The organism is Pantoea sp. LS15, from assembly GCF_012241585.1.
Lineage (GTDB): Bacteria > Pseudomonadota > Gammaproteobacteria > Enterobacterales > Enterobacteriaceae > Enterobacter.
In genome coordinates this window covers 205,234-222,758 of the sequence record NZ_JAAVXA010000002.1, presented here as the reverse complement: position 1 = coordinate 222,758, position 17,525 = coordinate 205,234, and the positions used below count along the sequence as shown (strand labels likewise).

Genomic DNA, 17,525 nt, shown 5'->3' with positions numbered 1-17,525 from the left:
TGGTGACTCTTTGAGCAGTCAGGCGGTGATGCGCTTAACGCAAAGTGTAAATAACGTTATACTCGTGCCGCCTCGTCCCCTTAGTTAAATGGATATAACGAGCCCCTCCTAAGGGCTAGTTGCAGGTTCGATTCCTGCAGGGGACACCATTTTTAACAGAACCCACCTCTCCGCTTCAGAACCAAACGCCCATCACACCTTTATAATTAGACATTCATACTCAACCGAAGCGAACCAAAGCGAATTGACTACAGCAAACTTTTGCGGGCATATTGTGGGCACACTGCAAAATGACCACGGATTTATGCCCACATGCTTACGGTAAAGCAAATCGACGCAGCAAAACCTGCGGAAAAATCATATCGCCTCGCAGATGCCGGAGGTCTTTTCCTGTTCGTGCCGCCAGCTGCTGATATATCCCCTGAGGTTCCTTCGTGGCCATCATCCAGGTAGTCAAGAATCGCCTGGCGACGGTTGCTGTGGAGACTTGTTAACCGGTAGCGCTTGAGGTTGTTAATCTGGCTGTCGATTTCTATATGGCCTGATTCGAGTAGTTCTTTGAGGATTTGGTTAACGCGGGATTTTGGTGCTCTGGTTAGTGCGTGAAACTCAGATGATGATGTTGGCTTGCTGGTTTCGAGATGAGCAAGCATTTTGTCTCGTGCGTTCATCTTCCCCCCTGCCAGAAGAAAAATAATGTGTTTACGAATGGGTCCTGATAGCCGAGATAGGTTCTCTCCAGTCGGTATCTTTCGCGGTAAACGCTCCGGAAGAAACCTTCGAATCTTTCGCGTTCTGCATCCATGTCAATGTCTCCCCAGGCGATGCTTTGCACGAAGCTCGGCGATTTTCGCCAGGCCTTTATCGTTGCTGAGCGGGATGTGAAGTTTTGGAATTTGAACAACCGGCGCGGGGATTGTTTCGCCAGACTCAATGCGATGAGCCATTTTTCGCAATTCTTCTGTGCATCGCTTTCGAAGCTCTGCATTGGTCAGGTTGAATGACTGCTTCACATCGTAGAGCTTTGTCACCATCCAGTAACATGCGTTGCTCTCCCAGGGATATTTCTCAGGTGATGAATAACGAGAGCGCTTAACTTCGTACTCCAGAACCATGTCATAAAGCCGGTTCGTATCTGGCAAGCCAGGAATCGCTAGCTGATTGCACCAGGAGATAAATTGGCCTGGTGATGGCCAGAAAGGTGATTCACTTGCCCTGGCGTGCCTCATCCCTACCTGTAATTGCTCTCTGGTACATATCCCGCTCTCAGCAAATGCAGCTATCCACTGGCGTTTTGCGGCATCTTCTGCGCTTGGGTCTCTGAATATCGTGCTTACAGAAGCGGGGAAAAGCTGTTTCAGGTTGATAAAAAGCAGGTCGACCAACTTTTCGTCACCCTCGCTCAATCCGCGATCTGACTCTTTGTTTTCTCCAGCAAGGCGAGCCAGTGCGTTGCTGTCGCGATTGTGAATCGCCTGGACAAGGTTTTTCATAGGAAGTTGTTCTCCCATTCGTCTTTGTCGTTCCAGTGTGATTGGTTAACAGCCGTTTTCTGAATTGGGCGGCTGGCAGATTGTTTGTTCTGATATCCGCTCAGAAGAAGAGAAGAAACGCGATGAGGCGATTGCAGAGATGGTTAAGCGAATTGGAATCACGCATGAATCTGCTGCTACTTGTTATGAAATTTGCACCCACATCGACTAGACCGCCGCAATGGCGGTTTTTTATTGGAGATAGATAATGAAGAAATTAGCACTTCTGTTAATTATGCTCGCTACAGGATGCACTGACCCTGACGGCGCTGCAAAGGTATTATCAGATAACGGATTCACTAAAATAAAAACTGGTGGTTACGCATGGCTGTCATGCGGCAGCAAGGATGACATATACCGTACTGAATTTACCGCGACGTCACCCAATGGCAGCCTGGTGAGAGGCGCTGTTTGTAAAGGTATCTGGAAAGGCTCAACCATCCGCTTCGAATGACGGAGTAACCATGGAATCACACAGCCTCACACTCGATGAGGCCTGTGCACTTAATCAACTTCCCTGTTCGATTCCCAATCCGGAGATGAAACCTATGCGCGAACTTCGCGACGACTCACTCATTGACATGAAATTCATAATGGAGGATTCTGGATTTTCAGATCGCTACTTCTACAAGCATATCCAGAAAGGCGACTTTCCACCTCCTATCAAATATGGCCGCTCTTCGAAATGGCTATATGGTGATTATCAAGGATGGAAACGCAGCTTCATTCCTGACCTCAAAAAAGCATCATGACCACTATTTGTGGGCATAATTGCGGGCATAATATTTTCCACTCATGCATTTCCTTATAAATCCCCTGCACTTAGACGCTTTATGTGATGTCTGCAGGGGACACCATGACGCGCTCTCATCTCACCTCTTAACAAACTGATTTATATTATAAAATATTGCAATACTCATCCTCTCAAGAACTATTTTTTCTAAAATGAGTGCCAGCTAAATTCAACGAGTGATTTTAAGTTCACTGCTCAACTAAAGATAAATTTATAAGACGTAACGATAAACCGGTACTCGACGGGTCGTTCCCGTCAGATTTTCAAATACCCATGTTTCATCCGTTGTGATCCTCATTCCGGTTTTTCTCAGACGCGACACCTCAGCTGCAATTCGTTGGATACCAAACCAAAAAAGTGCATCAAGCGCAGTAACGTCCAGCCCACTTAGCAGCGCCCGCTTTAGTCGTTCAACTGGAGACTTAAGTTCTTTGGCAATTTGCAAAAAGGGTTCTGCGGTGTGGGTGGTTGGGCTAAGGCGCCGTATGCGGGTAGAGAGACGGTATTGATAATTATCAGGAACTTCACTGAGATCCGTTTTCACGCTCCAGACACAACCGAAGCGTTTACCGTTAAAAATGACATTTTTCTGGCTGAGTTCCAGTTCGTTTCGAATCCCGGCTATTAACTGGGGTGTGCGCACAAGCAGCAGACGAAAAGGTAGCTCGAAACTGGTAACGTAATCGACATTAAGCAAGGCAATACGTAAACGCTCTTCGGCTCCGGCTTTGCTCTCCCTGCATTCACTCAAAACATCATCCCACTGTTTTGTGAGGCGGGAAGGTTCATTCGCTTCTGTAAACCTGTACTTTTCAATCTGGTAATCGATTCGCTCAGTCACCGGTTCTTCCTGTCAGTCACGTTTTAGCCGATAAAACAGACTTTATCAGCACACATGGTTATGCTCCAGAGATGACGTAATACATCTTTAATCTGTCGATAAAAACCACAAAATCAACCACCTCCCTCACTGCCGCTTTTTTAATCAAAAACGAGTAATAGCACATATCGTATAACGGTGCTACATTACGCCGTCCGCCCAAATCAGCAGTGGCCAGGCAACGCCGTAAAGTTCGGTAAAGCCTGCAACCATCACCTTGAAGAACGGTCTTATCTGCACGTCGTATCGCAAACTCTGCGCTACCTTTACAGGCTTCACATAGGTTTTACTATTTTGTCTCAATCCAAATTTGAACGTGCGTTTTTACACCCGCGTTACTGGTTTACATGGTTTGGCCTTGGTGTACTCTGGCTGCTGGTTCAGCTTCCCTACCCTGTACTGCGTTTGCTGGGGTCAAAACTGGGAAGTGCATCCCGCTATTTCCTGAAACGTCGTGAATCCATCGCGCGTAAAAATATCGAACTTTGCTTTCCTCAGTACAATGCTGAAGAGCGCGAGAAACTCATCTCTGAAAACTTCAAATCTATCGGCATGGCACTGCTTGAGACCGGCATGGCCTGGTTCTGGCCTGATGAACGCGTCCGCAAATGGTTTGATGTTGAAGGCCTGGATAATCTTCAACGTGCGCAGAAGCAAAACCGCGGGGTGATGGTTGTTGGGGTTCACTTTATGTCGCTGGAATTGGGTGGTCGCGTGATGGGGCTTTGCCAGCCAATGATGGCAACCTATCGTCCTCACAACAGTCCTCTGATGGAGTGGGTACAGACACGGGGTCGTATGCGTTCCAACAAGGCGATGATCAGCCGTAATAACCTGCGCGGTATGGTCGGCGCCCTGAAGAAAGGTGAAGCTGTCTGGTTTGCACCCGATCAGGATTACGGCCGTAAGGGCAGCAGTTTTGCTCCCTTCTTTGCTGTTAAAGACGTTGCAACGACCAATGGTACCTTTGTCATTTCGCGTCTTTCAGGTGCAGCCATGCTGACCGTGACGATGGTAAGGAAAGCAGATAAATCAGGCTATCGTCTGCACATTTCCCCTGAAATGGCTAACTATCCGGAAAACGAATGCGAAGCGGCAGCGTTTATCAATAAAATTATCGAAACCGAAATCATGCGTGCGCCAGAGCAGTATCTCTGGATGCATCGCCGTTTCAAAACGCGTCCCCTTGGCGAAGCTTCGCTCTATATTTAAGCCCTTCATGAAGGTTAGTTTCGCCAGGAAACTAACCTTTTCAATCACCTGTAATCACACCGGGTAATTGTTTTTCCGTGCGTCGCTAGAAGTGAATTTATTGCACTCTGAAATCAAACTGTCGCCGTTCCACGACACCCGTAAGTAACGGAAATTATTTGAAAAAATCCCTCTTGCCACCCCTCATTTTTAAGCGTACATTAGCGCCGTCTGGCAACAGGAAAGCACAGAATTCTGAGCTGGAGTTGGCGGCGTAACGGAAAAATTCTCTGTTCCGTTTGACCGGATTTCAGCTCTCTATAATCAGGTGGACTCTGTTTTTAATGCGTACCAGAAGATACGCGGAGCGATGAAACGTGAAATATTTCTTTATGGGCATTTCGGTGATTGTTTTAGTCTGGGCCGGAACCTTTGCCCTGATGATTTAGTGAAGAATATGCAGTCAAAAAAACAGGAGCCATCGGCTCCTGTTTTTTTATGTCATGACGACACGGGATTTTCAGCGATACTTTTTGATGAAAGAAGCCCATCGGCACGGAACATACTCTTAATGCCCCTCACTGCCTGACGAATACGGTCGCTATTTTCAATCAGGGCGAATCGCACATGGGTGTCGCCATAGTCACCAAAACCAATGCCAGGTGATACACACACTTTTGCATCCTGCAGCAGCTTTTTGGCAAACTCCAGAGAACCCATCGCCGCATACGGCTCCGGAATTTTAGCCCAGACGTACATGGACGCTTTCGGCATTTCTACCATCCAGCCAGCTTCATGTAACCCTTTCACCAGCACATCGCGACGACGTTTATACTGGGCAGCAATCTCATGAACGCATTGCTGATCGCCTTCCAGAGCTGCAATAGCCGCGACCTGTAGCGGCGTAAACGTGCCGTAGTCGTGGTAACTCTTGATTCGCGCCAGTGCACTCACCAGCGTTTTGTTACCCACCATAAAGCCAATTCGCCAGCCCGCCATGTTGTAGCTTTTGGACAGCGTAAAGAACTCTACCGCTACATCGCGCGCGCCTGGAACCTGCATAATAGACGGAGCTTTCCAGCCGTCGTAGACGATGTCTGCATAGGCTAAATCATGAACCACCAGTACGTCATAACGCTTAGCCAGGGCCACAACTTTCTCGAAGAAATCGAGCTCCACACACTGCGCCGTTGGGTTCGACGGGAAACCGAGGATCATCATCTTAGGTTTCGGGTAACTTTCGCGAATTGCACGTTCCAGTTCGTTGAAGAAATCGACACCTTCCACCAGCGGCACAGAACGTACCTGTGCCCCGGCAATCACCGCGCCATAGATATGGATTGGGTAACTTGGATTCGGAACCAGCACCGTATCACCGTGATCCAGCGTTGCCAGCATCAGGTGTGCCAGGCCCTCTTTCGAGCCAATGGTCACAATGGCTTCACTTTCAGGATCGATATCAACCTGATAGCGGTCCTGATACCAGCGCGAGATCGCGCGACGTAACCGAGGAATACCGCGAGACGTTGAGTAGCCATGCGTATCAGGACGCTGGGCAACCGTGCAAAGTTTCTCAACAATATGCGGTGGTGTTGGGCCGTCAGGGTTCCCCATACTGAAATCAATGATGTCTTCGCCACGACGACGTGCAGCCATCTTCAGTTCGGCGGTGATATTGAAAACATAAGGGGGGAGACGATCGATACGCGTAAAACGGCGTTTAGGACTGAATTCAGCCATAGATTCCTCAGATTAACGTTAGCGCCCGGACCGTCCGAGCGACGCTGCCACGCATGTGGCGTGTTTAGAAAATAACCTGAAAAAAATCATGCTGTCGAGAGGGAAATGAAAAAAAAGAGATCGCGCTAAAACCGGAACCCTGCTGCGTCGAAAAGCGGAAGCTCCTGAGTGGATTTCATCTTTTTGATAGCTGTTATTTAACACAATGATATCAAAACAGTTACCTGCCGGGACGTCGATAATAAAAAATCGGGACATGTCAGCGCACACCAGATAATCCCTTTTGTAAATTATGGTTTTTCCTCATTTGATAAACCTGACGGATAGCTGGTCAATACGCGTCAGGTTTTTTATCATGGTTCTTTCCCGTTACCCCAGGTCTACTCGTGCACGAAATATTCACTATGCTGTTGGCGGTTTTTGACCGGGCGGCATTAATGCTGATTTGCCTGTTCTTCCTTATTCGCATTCGCTTGTTTCGCGAGCTTTTGCATAAGTCTGCACACTCCCCCAAAGAGTTACTGGCTGTTACCGCCATCTTTTCACTGTTTGCGCTGTTCAGCACCTGGTCCGGCGTGCCGGTTGAAGGGTCGCTGGTTAACGTGCGGATTATTGCCGTCATGTCCGGCGGAATTTTGTTTGGCCCGTGGGTGGGCGTCATAACCGGCCTGATCGCTGGCACCCATCGCTACCTGATTGATATCGGTGGCGTGACGGCTGTGCCGTGCTTTATCACCAGCATTATTGCCGGGATACTTTCCGGGTGGATTAACCGCAAGATCCCGAAAAAGCAGCGCTGGCGTGCCGGGATCATCGCAGGCATGGTGTGCGAAACGCTGACCATGATCCTGGTCGTGGTTTGGGCTCCCACCACTGCACTGGGGCTGGATATCGTCTCGAAAATCGGTATTCCAATGATCCTGGGTAGCGTCTGTATCGGTTTTATCGTGCTGCTGGTGCAAAGTGTCGAAGGGGAAAAGGAGGCCAGTGCTGCCCGTCAGGCCAAACTGGCGCTCGATATTGCCAACAAAACCCTGCCGCTTTTCCGCCACGTTAACGCGGAATCATTGCGTCAGGTCTGCGAGATTATCCGCCACGATATTCACGCCGATGCTGTCGCCATCACCAATATCGACCACGTGCTAGCCTATGTCGGTGTTGGGGAGCACAACTATCACGACAACGATGACACCATCAGCCCGACCACCAGACAAGCGATTAACTACGGCAAAATCATTATCAAAAACAATGACGAAGCCCACCGTACGCCGGAAATCCACTCCATGCTGGTGATCCCGTTATGGGAAAAAGGTGTCGTGACGGGCACGCTGAAAATTTATTACTGCCACGCGCATCAGATCACCTCCTCCCTTCAGGAGATGGCCATCGGTCTGTCGCAAATTATCTCCACACAACTGGAAGTTTCCCGGGCAGAGCAGCTGCGCGAGATGGCAAATAAGGCAGAGCTGCGCGCACTGCAGAGCAAAATCAATCCCCATTTCCTGTTTAATGCCTTGAATGCCATCTCCTCTTCAATTCGGTTGAATCCGGACACCGCGCGCCAGCTGATTTTCAATCTGTCGCGATATTTGCGCTACAACATAGAACTGAAAGATGACGAGCAGATCGACATCAAAAAAGAGCTGTACCAGATTAAAGACTACATCGCGATTGAGCAGGCACGCTTTGGCGACAAACTCACGGTTATTTACGATATTGATGAAGAGGTCAACTGCGTGATCCCGAGCCTGCTTATCCAGCCGCTGGTCGAAAACGCGATTGTTCACGGTATTCAGCCCTGTAAAGGTAAAGGCGTCGTGACCATCAGTGTCACCGAAAGCGGCAACCGTGTGCGTATTGCCGTACGCGATACCGGACACGGGATTGATCCCAAAGTTATTGAGCGCGTGGAGTCTAATGAGATGCCCGGGAATAAAATTGGGCTACTGAACGTGCACCATCGGGTCAAACTGCTCTATGGCGACGGGCTGCATATTCACCGTCTTGAACCGGGTACCGAAATCGCTTTTTACGTCCCGAATGAACGTTCTCCCGTTCATGCGACAACATCCCTGTTACCCCTGGTGGAGTGACCTATGAAAGTCATCATCGTAGAAGATGAAATTCTGGCTCAACAGGAGCTAACCTGGCTTATCAAAACCCACAGCCAGATGGAGATTGTGGGTACCTTTGACGATGGTCTGGATGTGCTGAAGTTTCTGCAGCACAACCGGGTCGACGCTATTTTTCTGGATATCAATATTCCGTCGCTGGATGGCGTATTACTGGCGCAAAACATCAATCAATTTGCCCATAAGCCGTTCATTGTTTTCGTTACCGCCTGGAAAGAGCACGCCGTGGAGGCCTTCGAGCTGGAGGCATTTGACTATATTCTTAAGCCTTACCAGGAGTCGCGTATTATCAGCATGCTGCAAAAGCTGGAAGCAGCATGGCAGCAACAGACGGCCCCCGCTAACGCCAGCCCAACGGTGCGGGAAAACGACACCATTAATCTGGTCAAAGATGAACGTATCATCGTGACGCCAGTCAACGATATTTACTACGCCGAAGCGCATGAGAAGATGACGTTTGTTTATACACGTCGAGAATCTTACGTGATGGCGATGAACATCACCGAGTTCTGCAGCAAACTGCCTGCGGCACACTTCTTCCGCTGCCACCGTTCGTTTTGTGTGAATTTAAATAAGATCCGCGAGATCGAACCGTGGTTTAACAACACCTATATTTTACGTCTGAAGGATCTGGATTTTCAGGTGCCGGTAAGCCGCAGCAAAGTGAAAGAATTTCGTCAGTTGATGCATCTGTAAAGCGCCCCCTCACGCAGGAGAGGGCAGTGTCGTCAAAGGATTTGACCGAGAACCTGACGCAGATGGGCACCCGAGCCAAGAAGACCTGGGTTGTCGTGCACGATGAGGTAGACAGGGATGTCCTGCACGTAGCTTCTGAAACGCCCTTTATCTTCAAACCCACCACGGAAACCAGAGGCTTTAAAGAAATCGAGGAAACGCGGTACGATCCCGCCCGCAATATAGACACCACCGAATGTGCCCAGCGTCAGTGCCAGGTTGCCACCGAAGCGCCCCATGATCACGCAGAACAACGACAGTGCACGACGGCAGTCAATGCAACTGTCCGCCAGCGCACGTTCGGTCACATCTTTCGGCTGCAGGTTTTCCGGCAGACGACCGTCTGATTTCACAATCGCACGGTACAGGTTGACCAGCCCGGGGCCGGAAAGGACGCGCTCAGCGGAGACGTGTCCAATCTCAGCACGCAATTCTTCAAGGATAATGCCCTCTTCTTCGCTGTTTGGCGCAAAGTCAACATGCCCCCCCTCGCCCGGCAGGCTTACCCAGCGCTGAGCAACGTGCACCAGATGCGATACCCCCAGACCGGTTCCTGCGCCATAGACGGCAATCGGTTTACCTTCGACTGGCTCCGCACCGCCAAACTGAATCAGATGCTCAGGCTTTAGCATCGGGATCGCCATGGAAACCGCAGTGAAGTCATTGATGATTTCAAGATGCGCAAAACGGAGATTTTTTTTCATCTCAGCGATGGAAAATGCCCAGGTATGGTTGGTCATCGCAACCCAGTCACCAGTAATCGGGCAGGCAATGGCAATGCAACCGTCTTCGACGCTCACCTGATGCTCTTCCAGATAGACGCGGACAACGGCCTCAAGGCTCGGATAATCCAGCCCTGAATAGGTTTTCGCCCTGGAAATTTCACCGCTACTTATATCGCATAATGCAAGGCGCGCGTTTGTACCGCCCACATCACCTACCAAAGCATACTTTGTCATTCTTCTACTGCTCCGCTAAAGTCAGAATAAATCTTTGGAACACTGTAAATTCAAGGCGTGATAACAACAACGACCGGAAGACGAATGCCCGTGGATTAGCGATCTTCGTCACAGAATAACGTTACCGTACAAGGAAATCATCATGCTCCACCCGCGAGCCAGAACCATGCTGCTGCTGGCAATTCCGGCGTTAATTATTGGTGTTGTCTCAAGTCTGGTGCTCATTGTCGTGATGAAAGTCGCCTCGGTGCTGCAAACGATGTTATGGACAGCGCTTCCTGCAAAGCTGGGGGTCAATGTTGATTCTCCTGCATGGGTTATTTTGATGCTGACGTTAACCGGTATTGCAGTTGGGCTGGTGATCCGTTTCAGTCCCGGTCATGCCGGCCCAGACCCGGCGCAGGAACCCTTGATTGGTGCTCCAGTTTCCCCCTCGGCACTACCTGGGTTGATCATCGCGTTGATTCTGGGTCTGGCGGGCGGTGTCAGTCTGGGGCCGGAGCATCCGATCATGGCGGTCAATATCGGTCTGGCGGTTTACCTCGGTGCACGAATTTTACCCCGTGTCGCCGCACTGGACTGGACTATCCTTGCCTCCGCAGGCACCATCGGAGCGCTTTTCGGCACGCCCGTTGCTGCCGCACTCATTTTTTCTCAGACCCTCAGCAGCAATAACGATGTCCCGCTCTGGGATAAACTCTTTGCACCGCTGATGGCCGCTGCTGCCGGCGCGCTGACAACCAGCCTGTTTTTCCATCCCCATTTTTCACTCTCTCTGCCCCACTATGGACAGATGCAAATTGCCGATATTTTCAGCGGCGCTATCGTCGCAGCGATCGCCATTGCGCTGGGCATGGTGGCAGTATGGTGTCTTCCGCGCCTTCATCGGCTGATGCATAAACTTAAACACCCGGTGTTAATTCTGGGAGTGGGCGGTTTTATCCTCGGTATTTTAGGGGCAATCGGCGGGGCAGTGACATTATTCAAAGGTCTGGATGAGATGCAGCAACTGGCCTTCAGCCAGGTGTTTAGTGTTTCAGATTATCTGCTGTTTGCGGTGATCAAACTGGCGGCGCTGGTGGTAGCTTCGGCCTGTGGTTTCCGCGGGGGCCGTATTTTCCCGGCGGTGTTTATCGGTGTCGCGCTGGGGCTGATGCTGCACGAACATGTGGATGCCGTCCCGGCGGCCATTACCGTTTCTTGCTCGATTCTGGGGCTGGTTCTGGTGGTCACGCGCGACGCGTGGCTAAGTCTGTTTATGGCGGCGGTAGTGGTGCCGGATTCGACGCTTTTCCCTCTGCTCTGTATCGTGATGTTGCCCGCCTGGCTCCTGCTGGCGGGCAAACCCATGATGATGGCTTGGCGGAACGATAAGTAATCAGGCGTTATTACGCGCTTCCAGCGCTTTGGTAATGGCCCCCAGCAACGGCGGGATGTCTGCTTTCGGCAGCATCACCTCAATCAGCGAGAGCCGCTCGTGGTGCGCCACTTTTTCAAGCACGTCCACCAGCTGTTCCGCTTCACTGACCCGCCAGCACTGAGCCTGAGGATCAAGGCTCAGTGCCTGTGGAATTTGCGTCCAGTTCCACAACGCAATGTCGTTGTACCGCTGTTCCGGCCCGTGGATCGCGCGTTCAACCGTGTACCCTTCGTTGTTAAGCACAAGAATGATGGGGTGCTGTTTATCACGCAACATCGACCCAAGCTCCTGAATAGTCAGCTGAGCCGCACCATCTCCAGTCAGGACAATCACGCGCCGGTTTGGACATGCCGTTTGCGCACCGAATGCTGCCGCCAGCGTATAACCAATCGACCCCCACAGCGGCTGGACGATAAAATTCACGTCTGCCGGTAGACGAAGGTCAATCGCACCGAAAGCCGAAGTTCCCTGATCCGCAAGAATGATGTCTCCCGGGTGAATGAACGTTTGCAACGTTCGCCAGAAATTCTCCTGGGTAAGCGAACCATCTGGCTGCGGGTAGGCCATAGCGCTATGAGACGACGGCACAGGCGTATCGTGCACGTGCTGTTTGCACAGCTCCACCAGCGTCTCAATCGCCTGCAGCATCGGGATACCGGTAAACCAGATATCGTCGACGCGAGCGGCATTAGGCTGGACTTCAATCGTTTGCGCCGGGGTTAACTGATGAGTGAACCCCGCCGTCAGGGTATCGGTAAAACGTGTGCCAATACACAACACCGTGTCCGCCCCTTCAATCGCCTCTTTTACCGCGCCAGCGCTGGCCGAACCACTGTATGTACCGTAAAAACCTGTGTGACGTTCATCGAATATGCCTTTGCCCATCAGCATGGTGGCATGCGCCATCGGTACGTCCTTCACCCATTTTTGTAGCGCATGTTTCAGGCCATGACGCAGGACCAAAAAATCAGCCAGGAGTGCAGTACGTTTGCTTCTGGCAAGCTTGCTCTCTGCAGCATCGCGAAACGCCTTCAGGCAGGCACTATCGGCATGCGCATGCTTTAAGGTGAGAGCGCTTACAGGAGGGGTAGCGGCTTTTTTTGCCACATCGGCAGGCAACATCAGATAGCCGGGCCGGCGTTCACGGAGCATTGTGGTCAGTACCCGGTCTATCTCATAACAGGCATTTTGTTCGGTAAGGATCGCTTGTGCGACGGTGATCGGTTCGCTCATATGGTAAAAATGACGAAACTCACCATCACCCAATGTATGATGTAGCAACTCCCCTCTTTGCTGTGACGCCGTACCCGGCGCCCCCACAATATGTAATACCGGCACGTGCTCAGCATAGCTGCCAGCGATACCGTTCATGGCACTTAATTCTCCAACGCCGAATGTCGTCAGCAGCGCGGCAAAGCCCTTACATCGGGCGTATCCGTCAGCAGCATAAGATGCATTTAGCTCGTTGGCACAGCCCACCCAACAGATATCCGGGCTGTCTATCACATGGTCGAGAAACTGCAGGTTATAGTCGCCTGGCACGCCAAACAGATGATCGGCTCCACAATCTGTAAGACGGTCCAGCAGGTAATCGGCGACGCAGTATGGGGTACGCATGACAGGTATCCTTCTTATGTTGACCTCACTTTGAGTATTAAAGAAGCGTGATGGCTGTCCAGAATTGGCAGTAAGAAGGGTATGGAAAGAATGCTTTACAAAAATGGCTGCGTTATTCTCCTTTTCTTCACGGTAGTGTAAACGCATACACTGATTTTTCTTTTCAGCGCCAGAGGTCATGAGAATGGGTTATCAGCCGGACAAAAATCGTTATCAGACAATGCAGTACCGTCGCTGTGGGCAGAGCGGCCTGAAATTGCCAGCCATATCCCTTGGGCTTTGGCATAACTTCGGTGACGCAACGCTTATCGAAAACAGCCGTCAACTTTTACAGCGCGCCTTCGATCTGGGCATTACGCATTTCGACCTTGCCAATAACTATGGCCCGCCACCGGGATCAGCTGAACGTAATTTTGGACGTATTTTGCAGGAGGATTTCCTGCCATGGCGCGACGAATTGATCATCTCAACCAAAGCGGGCTATACCATGTGGGAAGGCCCTTACGGTGACTGGGGGTCACGCAAATATCTGCTGGCAAGTCTGGATCAAAGCCTGAAACGCATGGGACTGGAGTATGTTGATATCTTCTACCATCATCGTCCTGACCCACACACGCCGCTGTTGGAAACAATGAAAGCGCTTGACCATATCGTGCGTCAGGGAAAAGCGCTGTATGTCGGGTTATCCAACTACCCCGCTGAACTGGCTCGTAAAGCGATTGATATCCTTGAAGACCTTGGTACGCCCTGCCTGATCCACCAGCCGAAATACTCTATGTTTGAACGCGCGCCGGAAGAGGGTTTGCTGGATGTACTGCTGGAAAAAGGGGTCGGGTGTATTCCCTTCTCGCCACTGGCAGGAGGTCAACTAACCAACCGCTATCTGAACGGTATCCCCGCAGACTCACGTGCGGCGAGTGGCAGTAAGTTCCTTAATCCTGACCAGATAACTGAAGAGAAGCTGGTTAAGGTCAGAAAACTGAATACCCTGGCGGAAAGCCGCAGCCAGAAGCTGTCTCAGATGGCGCTGGCCTGGATCTTACGCCATGAATCGGTGACATCTGTACTTATTGGGGCAAGCAAGGCCGCCCAGATTGATGACGCCGTGGGCATGCTGGAAAACGGCCATTTTTCAGATGAAGAACTGAACATTATTGAGGAGATCCTGGGCAGCTCAAAATAAAAGCATTTTTAGCAAAAAGTGCTCTCACTCATGAATTCGGAGTTCAGGCGATGAAACGAGGCTTTACCAACTCGTAATATTGAGTTAACAGGCCTCGCAAAGGCCCCGATCGTGAAGGAGAAAGAGTATGTTCAGGTCACTGATTCTTGCAGCGGTATTACTGGCTTCGGCCCCGCTCATCGCCACTGCGGGCGAAATCACCCTGTTGCCATCAGTAAAATTACAAATTGGCGATCGTGACGACTACGGCAGATACTGGGACGGTGGCTACTGGCGCGACCGTGATTACTGGCATCGTCACTACGAGTGGCGTGGAGATCGCTGGTGGAAACATGATAATGGTTTGCATCGCGGCTGGTATAAAAACAACGCCTATGAGCGTGGTTACCGTGAAGGCTGGAACGACCGTGATGACCGCCGCGGTGGTGGTTGGGACCACGGCGGAAGAGGACGTGGTGGTCATGGCCATGGTCGCCATTAATGCAAAAAGGAGCCTCACGGCTCCTTTTTCTTTATTACAACTTACAGACCTAACACTGTTCCAATCAACAACCACAGATTCAGTGCAACCACTACCACGACAATAGCCCAGCCGATCCGTTTCACCAGCGTCGTGTTAACCAGGTCGCCCATCAGTGCTTTGTTGCTGGTAAAGATCAGTAACGGCACCAGCGCCAGCGCAATACCAAAACTCAACAAGACCTGACTCATGACCAGGATCCTTGTTGGATCGAGCCCCATCAGAATCACGATAAATGACGGTAACATCGTGACAGAGCGACGCACCCACAGTGGAATATGGAAACGAACAAACCCCTGCATGACCACCTGCCCTGCCAGGGTCCCCACAACCGTAGAAGAGAGACCCGCTGCCACCAGACTCAGACCAAATATCGTGGCAGCAGCGTGGCTCAATAACGGCTCCAGCGTAAGATAAGCCTGGTCGAGATCGGCAATACCGGTGTGGCCGTTAAAGTGGAAAGCGGCCGCGGCAGTCGCCATCATCGCCAGATTAACAAAACCAGCAATTGTCATGGCGATAGCCACATCCCATTTGGTCGCAGAGTAGCGTTCTTTACGTGTCCCGCCATGGAGATGCTGAGTCAGTGAAGAGTGCAGATAAATGACATGCGGCATGATGGTCGCCCCCAGCACACCAGCGGCCAGAAACACCGCTTCAGAGGTTGGCAGACTTGGGATCACCATCCCTTTACTGAGCTGCGCCAGATTGGGTTGTGAGAAAATCAGCTCAACAATATAGGCCGCAGCGACAAACAACAGCAGACCGCCAATTACCTTCTCCAGCGGTTTTTGCCCCCTACGCTGCAACATCAAAATCAGGAAAGTAGCGATCCCGGTCAGTACCGCCCCCTGCAACAGCGACACCCCCAAAATCAATTTAAAGCCAATCGCCGCACCGATAAATTCAGCGAGGTCGGTCGCCATGGCGATGATTTCGGCCTGAATCCAGTAGAGCCAGACCGCCGGGCGCGGATAATGATCGCGAATTTGCTCCGCCAGGTTTTTACCCGTGGCAATCCCAAGCTTTGCGGATAGCATCTGAATCAGCATCGCCATCAGGTTAGCCCAGACGACTACCCACAGCAGTTTGTAGCCAAAGCTGGCCCCGGCCTGAATATTGGTCGCAAAGTTACCTGGATCGATATAGCCAATGGCAGCAATGAACGCAGGTCCCATTAATGCGAACCGCAACTTGCGCGCTGCTCTGCCACTGCTACCCTCTACGCGACTGTTTGTCATTTCTGCCTCTGGAAATATAGCCTTTGCTATGTTTAATGCTATCAAAATGAGAATGATTATCAAGATCATTTATGAAGTTAACAGTGATTTCTCTGATAGCTTTGGACGATAGACAGGCGGGTAAGCTGAGGGCGACCTGACAATAACTGAAATCGCGCGCTCTTTTGTGAAGACTAGCACACAAACTTAACTTTTCACTCATTTACCTAACATAACAAAAATGTATTGTGGATCACTAATTTTGAGACTCGTCACAGGATGTAACTATAGTGTGCCCTTGATCTCGTTTTCTTTTCCTTCGTTACATAGAATGTGCAAGAAAATTAAACCTGCCTCAAATTTGGAGCAAATATGGACCGCGTCCTTCATTTTGTCCTGGCACTTGTTGTCGTTACTGCACTTGCATTGCTGGTCAGCACAGACCGCAAAAAAATTCGTATTCGTTATGTTGTCCAACTGCTGGTCATTGAAGTTTTACTCGCCTGGTTCTTCCTGAACTCCAACGTGGGGCTTGGCTTCGTAAAAGGCTTCTCCGAAATGTTCGAAAAACTGCTCGGGTTTGCCAACGAAGGGACGAACTTTGTCTTCGGTAAAATGAACGACGAAGGTCTGGCGTTCTTCTTCCTGAAGGTGCTATGCCCAATTGTCTTCATCTCTGCGCTGATCGGTATTCTGCAGCACATCCGTGTTCTGCCGTTTATTATTCGTGGAATTGGTTTCCTGTTATCCAAAGTGAACGGCATGGGTAAACTGGAATCATTCAACGCCGTCAGTTCCCTGATCCTCGGTCAGTCTGAGAACTTCATCGCGTATAAAGATATTCTCGGTAAGATGTCCCGCAACCGCATGTACACCATGGCGGCAACCGCAATGTCTACCGTTTCCATGTCTATCGTGGGCGCGTATATGACCATGCTGGAGCCAAAATACGTGGTTGCGGCACTGGTTCTGAACATGTTCAGCACCTTTATCGTTCTGTCACTGATCAACCCGTACCGCGTTGATGCCAGCGAAGAGAACATCCAGATGTCAAACCTGCACGAAGGCCAGAGTTTCTTCGAAATGCTGGGTGAGTACATTCTGGCAGGTTTCAAAGTGGCGATTATCGTTGCCGCCATGCTGATTGGCTTCATTGCGCTGATTTCTGGCCTGAACGCCCTGTTCGCTGCGGTTCTGGGTATCTCCTTCCAGGGTATTCTGGGCTACATCTTCTACCCTGTTGCATGGGTGATGGGTGTTCCGGCTCACGAAGCACTGCAGGTGGGCAGTATTATGGCGACTAAACTGGTGTCTAACGAATTCGTTGCGATGATGGATCTGCAGAAGATTGCCAGCACCCTTTCTCCACGCGCGGAAGGCATTCTGTCCGTATTCCTGGTTTCCTTCGCTAACTTCTCATCCATCGGTATTATCGCCGGTGCGATTAAAGGTCTGAACGAAGAACAGGGTAACGTGGTTTCTCGCTTTGGCCTGAAACTGGTTTACGGCTCTACGCTGGTAAGCGTCCTGTCTGCTTCTATCGCAGCACTGGTACTGTAACGTTTACTGTTAAAACACAAACCGGGAGCCTGGCTCCCGGTTT

Annotated in this window: 16 protein-coding genes, 1 tRNA gene and 1 pseudogene; 12 read left to right on the top strand and 6 right to left on the bottom strand. The window is 50.7% G+C overall.

What is annotated here, in order from left to right:
* The first annotated feature begins 74 nt into the window (after positions 1-74).
* Together HED65_RS04510 and HED65_RS23025 are read left to right on the top strand one after the other, a co-directional pair.
* A tRNA-Arg gene (locus tag HED65_RS04510) sits at positions 75-149 on the top strand.
* A gap of 163 nt (positions 150-312) precedes the next feature.
* A pseudogene (locus HED65_RS23025) lies at positions 313-402 on the top strand (DUF4102 domain-containing protein); the annotation flags it as partial.
* A gap of 404 nt (positions 403-806) precedes the next feature.
* Here HED65_RS23025 and HED65_RS04500 read toward each other — a convergent pair.
* Complete coding sequence (locus HED65_RS04500; RefSeq protein WP_114977816.1) at positions 807-1,493, bottom strand: replication protein P; 687 nt, start codon at positions 1,491-1,493, stop codon at positions 807-809.
* A gap of 247 nt (positions 1,494-1,740) precedes the next feature.
* On the opposite strand from HED65_RS04500, the gene HED65_RS04495 reads away from it, so the two are divergent.
* The gene (locus tag HED65_RS04495; RefSeq protein ID WP_114977608.1) at positions 1,741-1,986 is read left to right on the top strand and encodes a hypothetical protein; all 246 of its coding nucleotides are present in this window, start codon (positions 1,741-1,743) and stop codon (positions 1,984-1,986) included.
* A gap of 10 nt (positions 1,987-1,996) precedes the next feature.
* Positions 1,997-2,284 (top strand): helix-turn-helix transcriptional regulator, encoded by a 288-nt coding sequence (locus HED65_RS04490; protein ID WP_317615652.1) that lies wholly within the window; start codon positions 1,997-1,999, stop codon positions 2,282-2,284.
* A gap of 252 nt (positions 2,285-2,536) precedes the next feature.
* Here HED65_RS04490 and HED65_RS04485 read toward each other — a convergent pair whose 3' ends face one another.
* Positions 2,537-3,166 (bottom strand): ECs1377 family protein, encoded by a 630-nt coding sequence (locus HED65_RS04485; protein WP_114977607.1) that lies wholly within the window; start codon positions 3,164-3,166, stop codon positions 2,537-2,539.
* Between the two features lie 330 nt (positions 3,167-3,496).
* Between HED65_RS04485 and lpxP the strand changes: the two genes are divergently transcribed.
* Both lpxP and ypdK read left to right on the top strand, forming a co-directional pair.
* The gene (lpxP, locus tag HED65_RS04480) at positions 3,497-4,417 is read left to right on the top strand and encodes a kdo(2)-lipid IV(A) palmitoleoyltransferase (RefSeq protein WP_114977814.1); all 921 of its coding nucleotides are present in this window, start codon (positions 3,497-3,499) and stop codon (positions 4,415-4,417) included.
* A gap of 356 nt (positions 4,418-4,773) precedes the next feature.
* Positions 4,774-4,845 carry a membrane protein YpdK gene (ypdK, locus tag HED65_RS22910; protein WP_099458937.1) on the top strand — a complete coding sequence of 24 codons (72 nt, stop codon included), beginning with the start codon at positions 4,774-4,776 and terminating at the stop codon, positions 4,843-4,845.
* Positions 4,846-4,897: 52 nt separating this feature from the next.
* On the opposite strand, the gene alaC is transcribed toward ypdK, so the two are convergent.
* Positions 4,898-6,136, bottom strand: coding sequence for an alanine transaminase (gene alaC / locus HED65_RS04470; RefSeq protein WP_114977606.1), 1,239 nt, complete (start codon positions 6,134-6,136; stop codon positions 4,898-4,900).
* 386 nt (positions 6,137-6,522) lie between these two features.
* On the opposite strand from alaC, the gene HED65_RS04465 reads away from it, so the two are divergent.
* A complete protein-coding gene (locus HED65_RS04465) occupies positions 6,523-8,229 on the top strand; it encodes a sensor histidine kinase (protein WP_114977605.1) in 1,707 nt (568 codons plus the stop codon).
* A 3-nt stretch (positions 8,230-8,232) separates the two neighbouring features.
* Positions 8,233-8,964: a LytR/AlgR family response regulator transcription factor gene (locus tag HED65_RS04460; RefSeq protein ID WP_114977604.1), complete on the top strand. Its 732-nt coding sequence runs from the start codon at positions 8,233-8,235 to the stop codon at positions 8,962-8,964.
* Positions 8,965-8,996: 32 nt separating this feature from the next.
* Here HED65_RS04460 and glk read toward each other — a convergent pair whose 3' ends face one another.
* Positions 8,997-9,962 carry a glucokinase gene (gene glk, locus HED65_RS04455; protein WP_114977603.1) on the bottom strand — a complete coding sequence of 322 codons (966 nt, stop codon included), beginning with the start codon at positions 9,960-9,962 and terminating at the stop codon, positions 8,997-8,999.
* Positions 9,963-10,104: 142 nt separating this feature from the next.
* Between glk and HED65_RS04450 the strand changes: the two genes are divergently transcribed.
* On the top strand, positions 10,105-11,340 hold the full coding sequence (locus tag HED65_RS04450; protein ID WP_114977602.1) for an ion channel protein: 1,236 nt from the start codon (positions 10,105-10,107) through the stop codon (positions 11,338-11,340).
* Here HED65_RS04450 and ipdC read toward each other — a convergent pair whose 3' ends face one another.
* Positions 11,341-12,999: an indolepyruvate decarboxylase gene (gene ipdC / locus HED65_RS04445; RefSeq protein WP_114977601.1), complete on the bottom strand. Its 1,659-nt coding sequence runs from the start codon at positions 12,997-12,999 to the stop codon at positions 11,341-11,343.
* A gap of 184 nt (positions 13,000-13,183) precedes the next feature.
* Between ipdC and mgrA the strand changes: the two genes are divergently transcribed.
* Both mgrA and HED65_RS04435 read left to right on the top strand, forming a co-directional pair.
* Positions 13,184-14,182, top strand: coding sequence for an L-glyceraldehyde 3-phosphate reductase (gene mgrA / locus HED65_RS04440; protein WP_114977600.1), 999 nt, complete (start codon positions 13,184-13,186; stop codon positions 14,180-14,182).
* Between the two features lie 127 nt (positions 14,183-14,309).
* Complete coding sequence (locus HED65_RS04435) at positions 14,310-14,663, top strand: DUF2502 domain-containing protein (RefSeq protein WP_114977599.1); 354 nt, start codon at positions 14,310-14,312, stop codon at positions 14,661-14,663.
* A gap of 41 nt (positions 14,664-14,704) precedes the next feature.
* Here the strand turns inward: HED65_RS04435 and HED65_RS04430 are convergent, their stop codons facing one another.
* Complete coding sequence (locus HED65_RS04430) at positions 14,705-15,943, bottom strand: Nramp family divalent metal transporter (protein ID WP_114977598.1); 1,239 nt, start codon at positions 15,941-15,943, stop codon at positions 14,705-14,707.
* A gap of 351 nt (positions 15,944-16,294) precedes the next feature.
* Between HED65_RS04430 and HED65_RS04425 the strand changes: the two genes are divergently transcribed.
* Positions 16,295-17,482: a NupC/NupG family nucleoside CNT transporter gene (locus HED65_RS04425; protein WP_024907625.1), complete on the top strand. Its 1,188-nt coding sequence runs from the start codon at positions 16,295-16,297 to the stop codon at positions 17,480-17,482.
* Positions 17,483-17,525 lie beyond the last annotated feature (43 nt).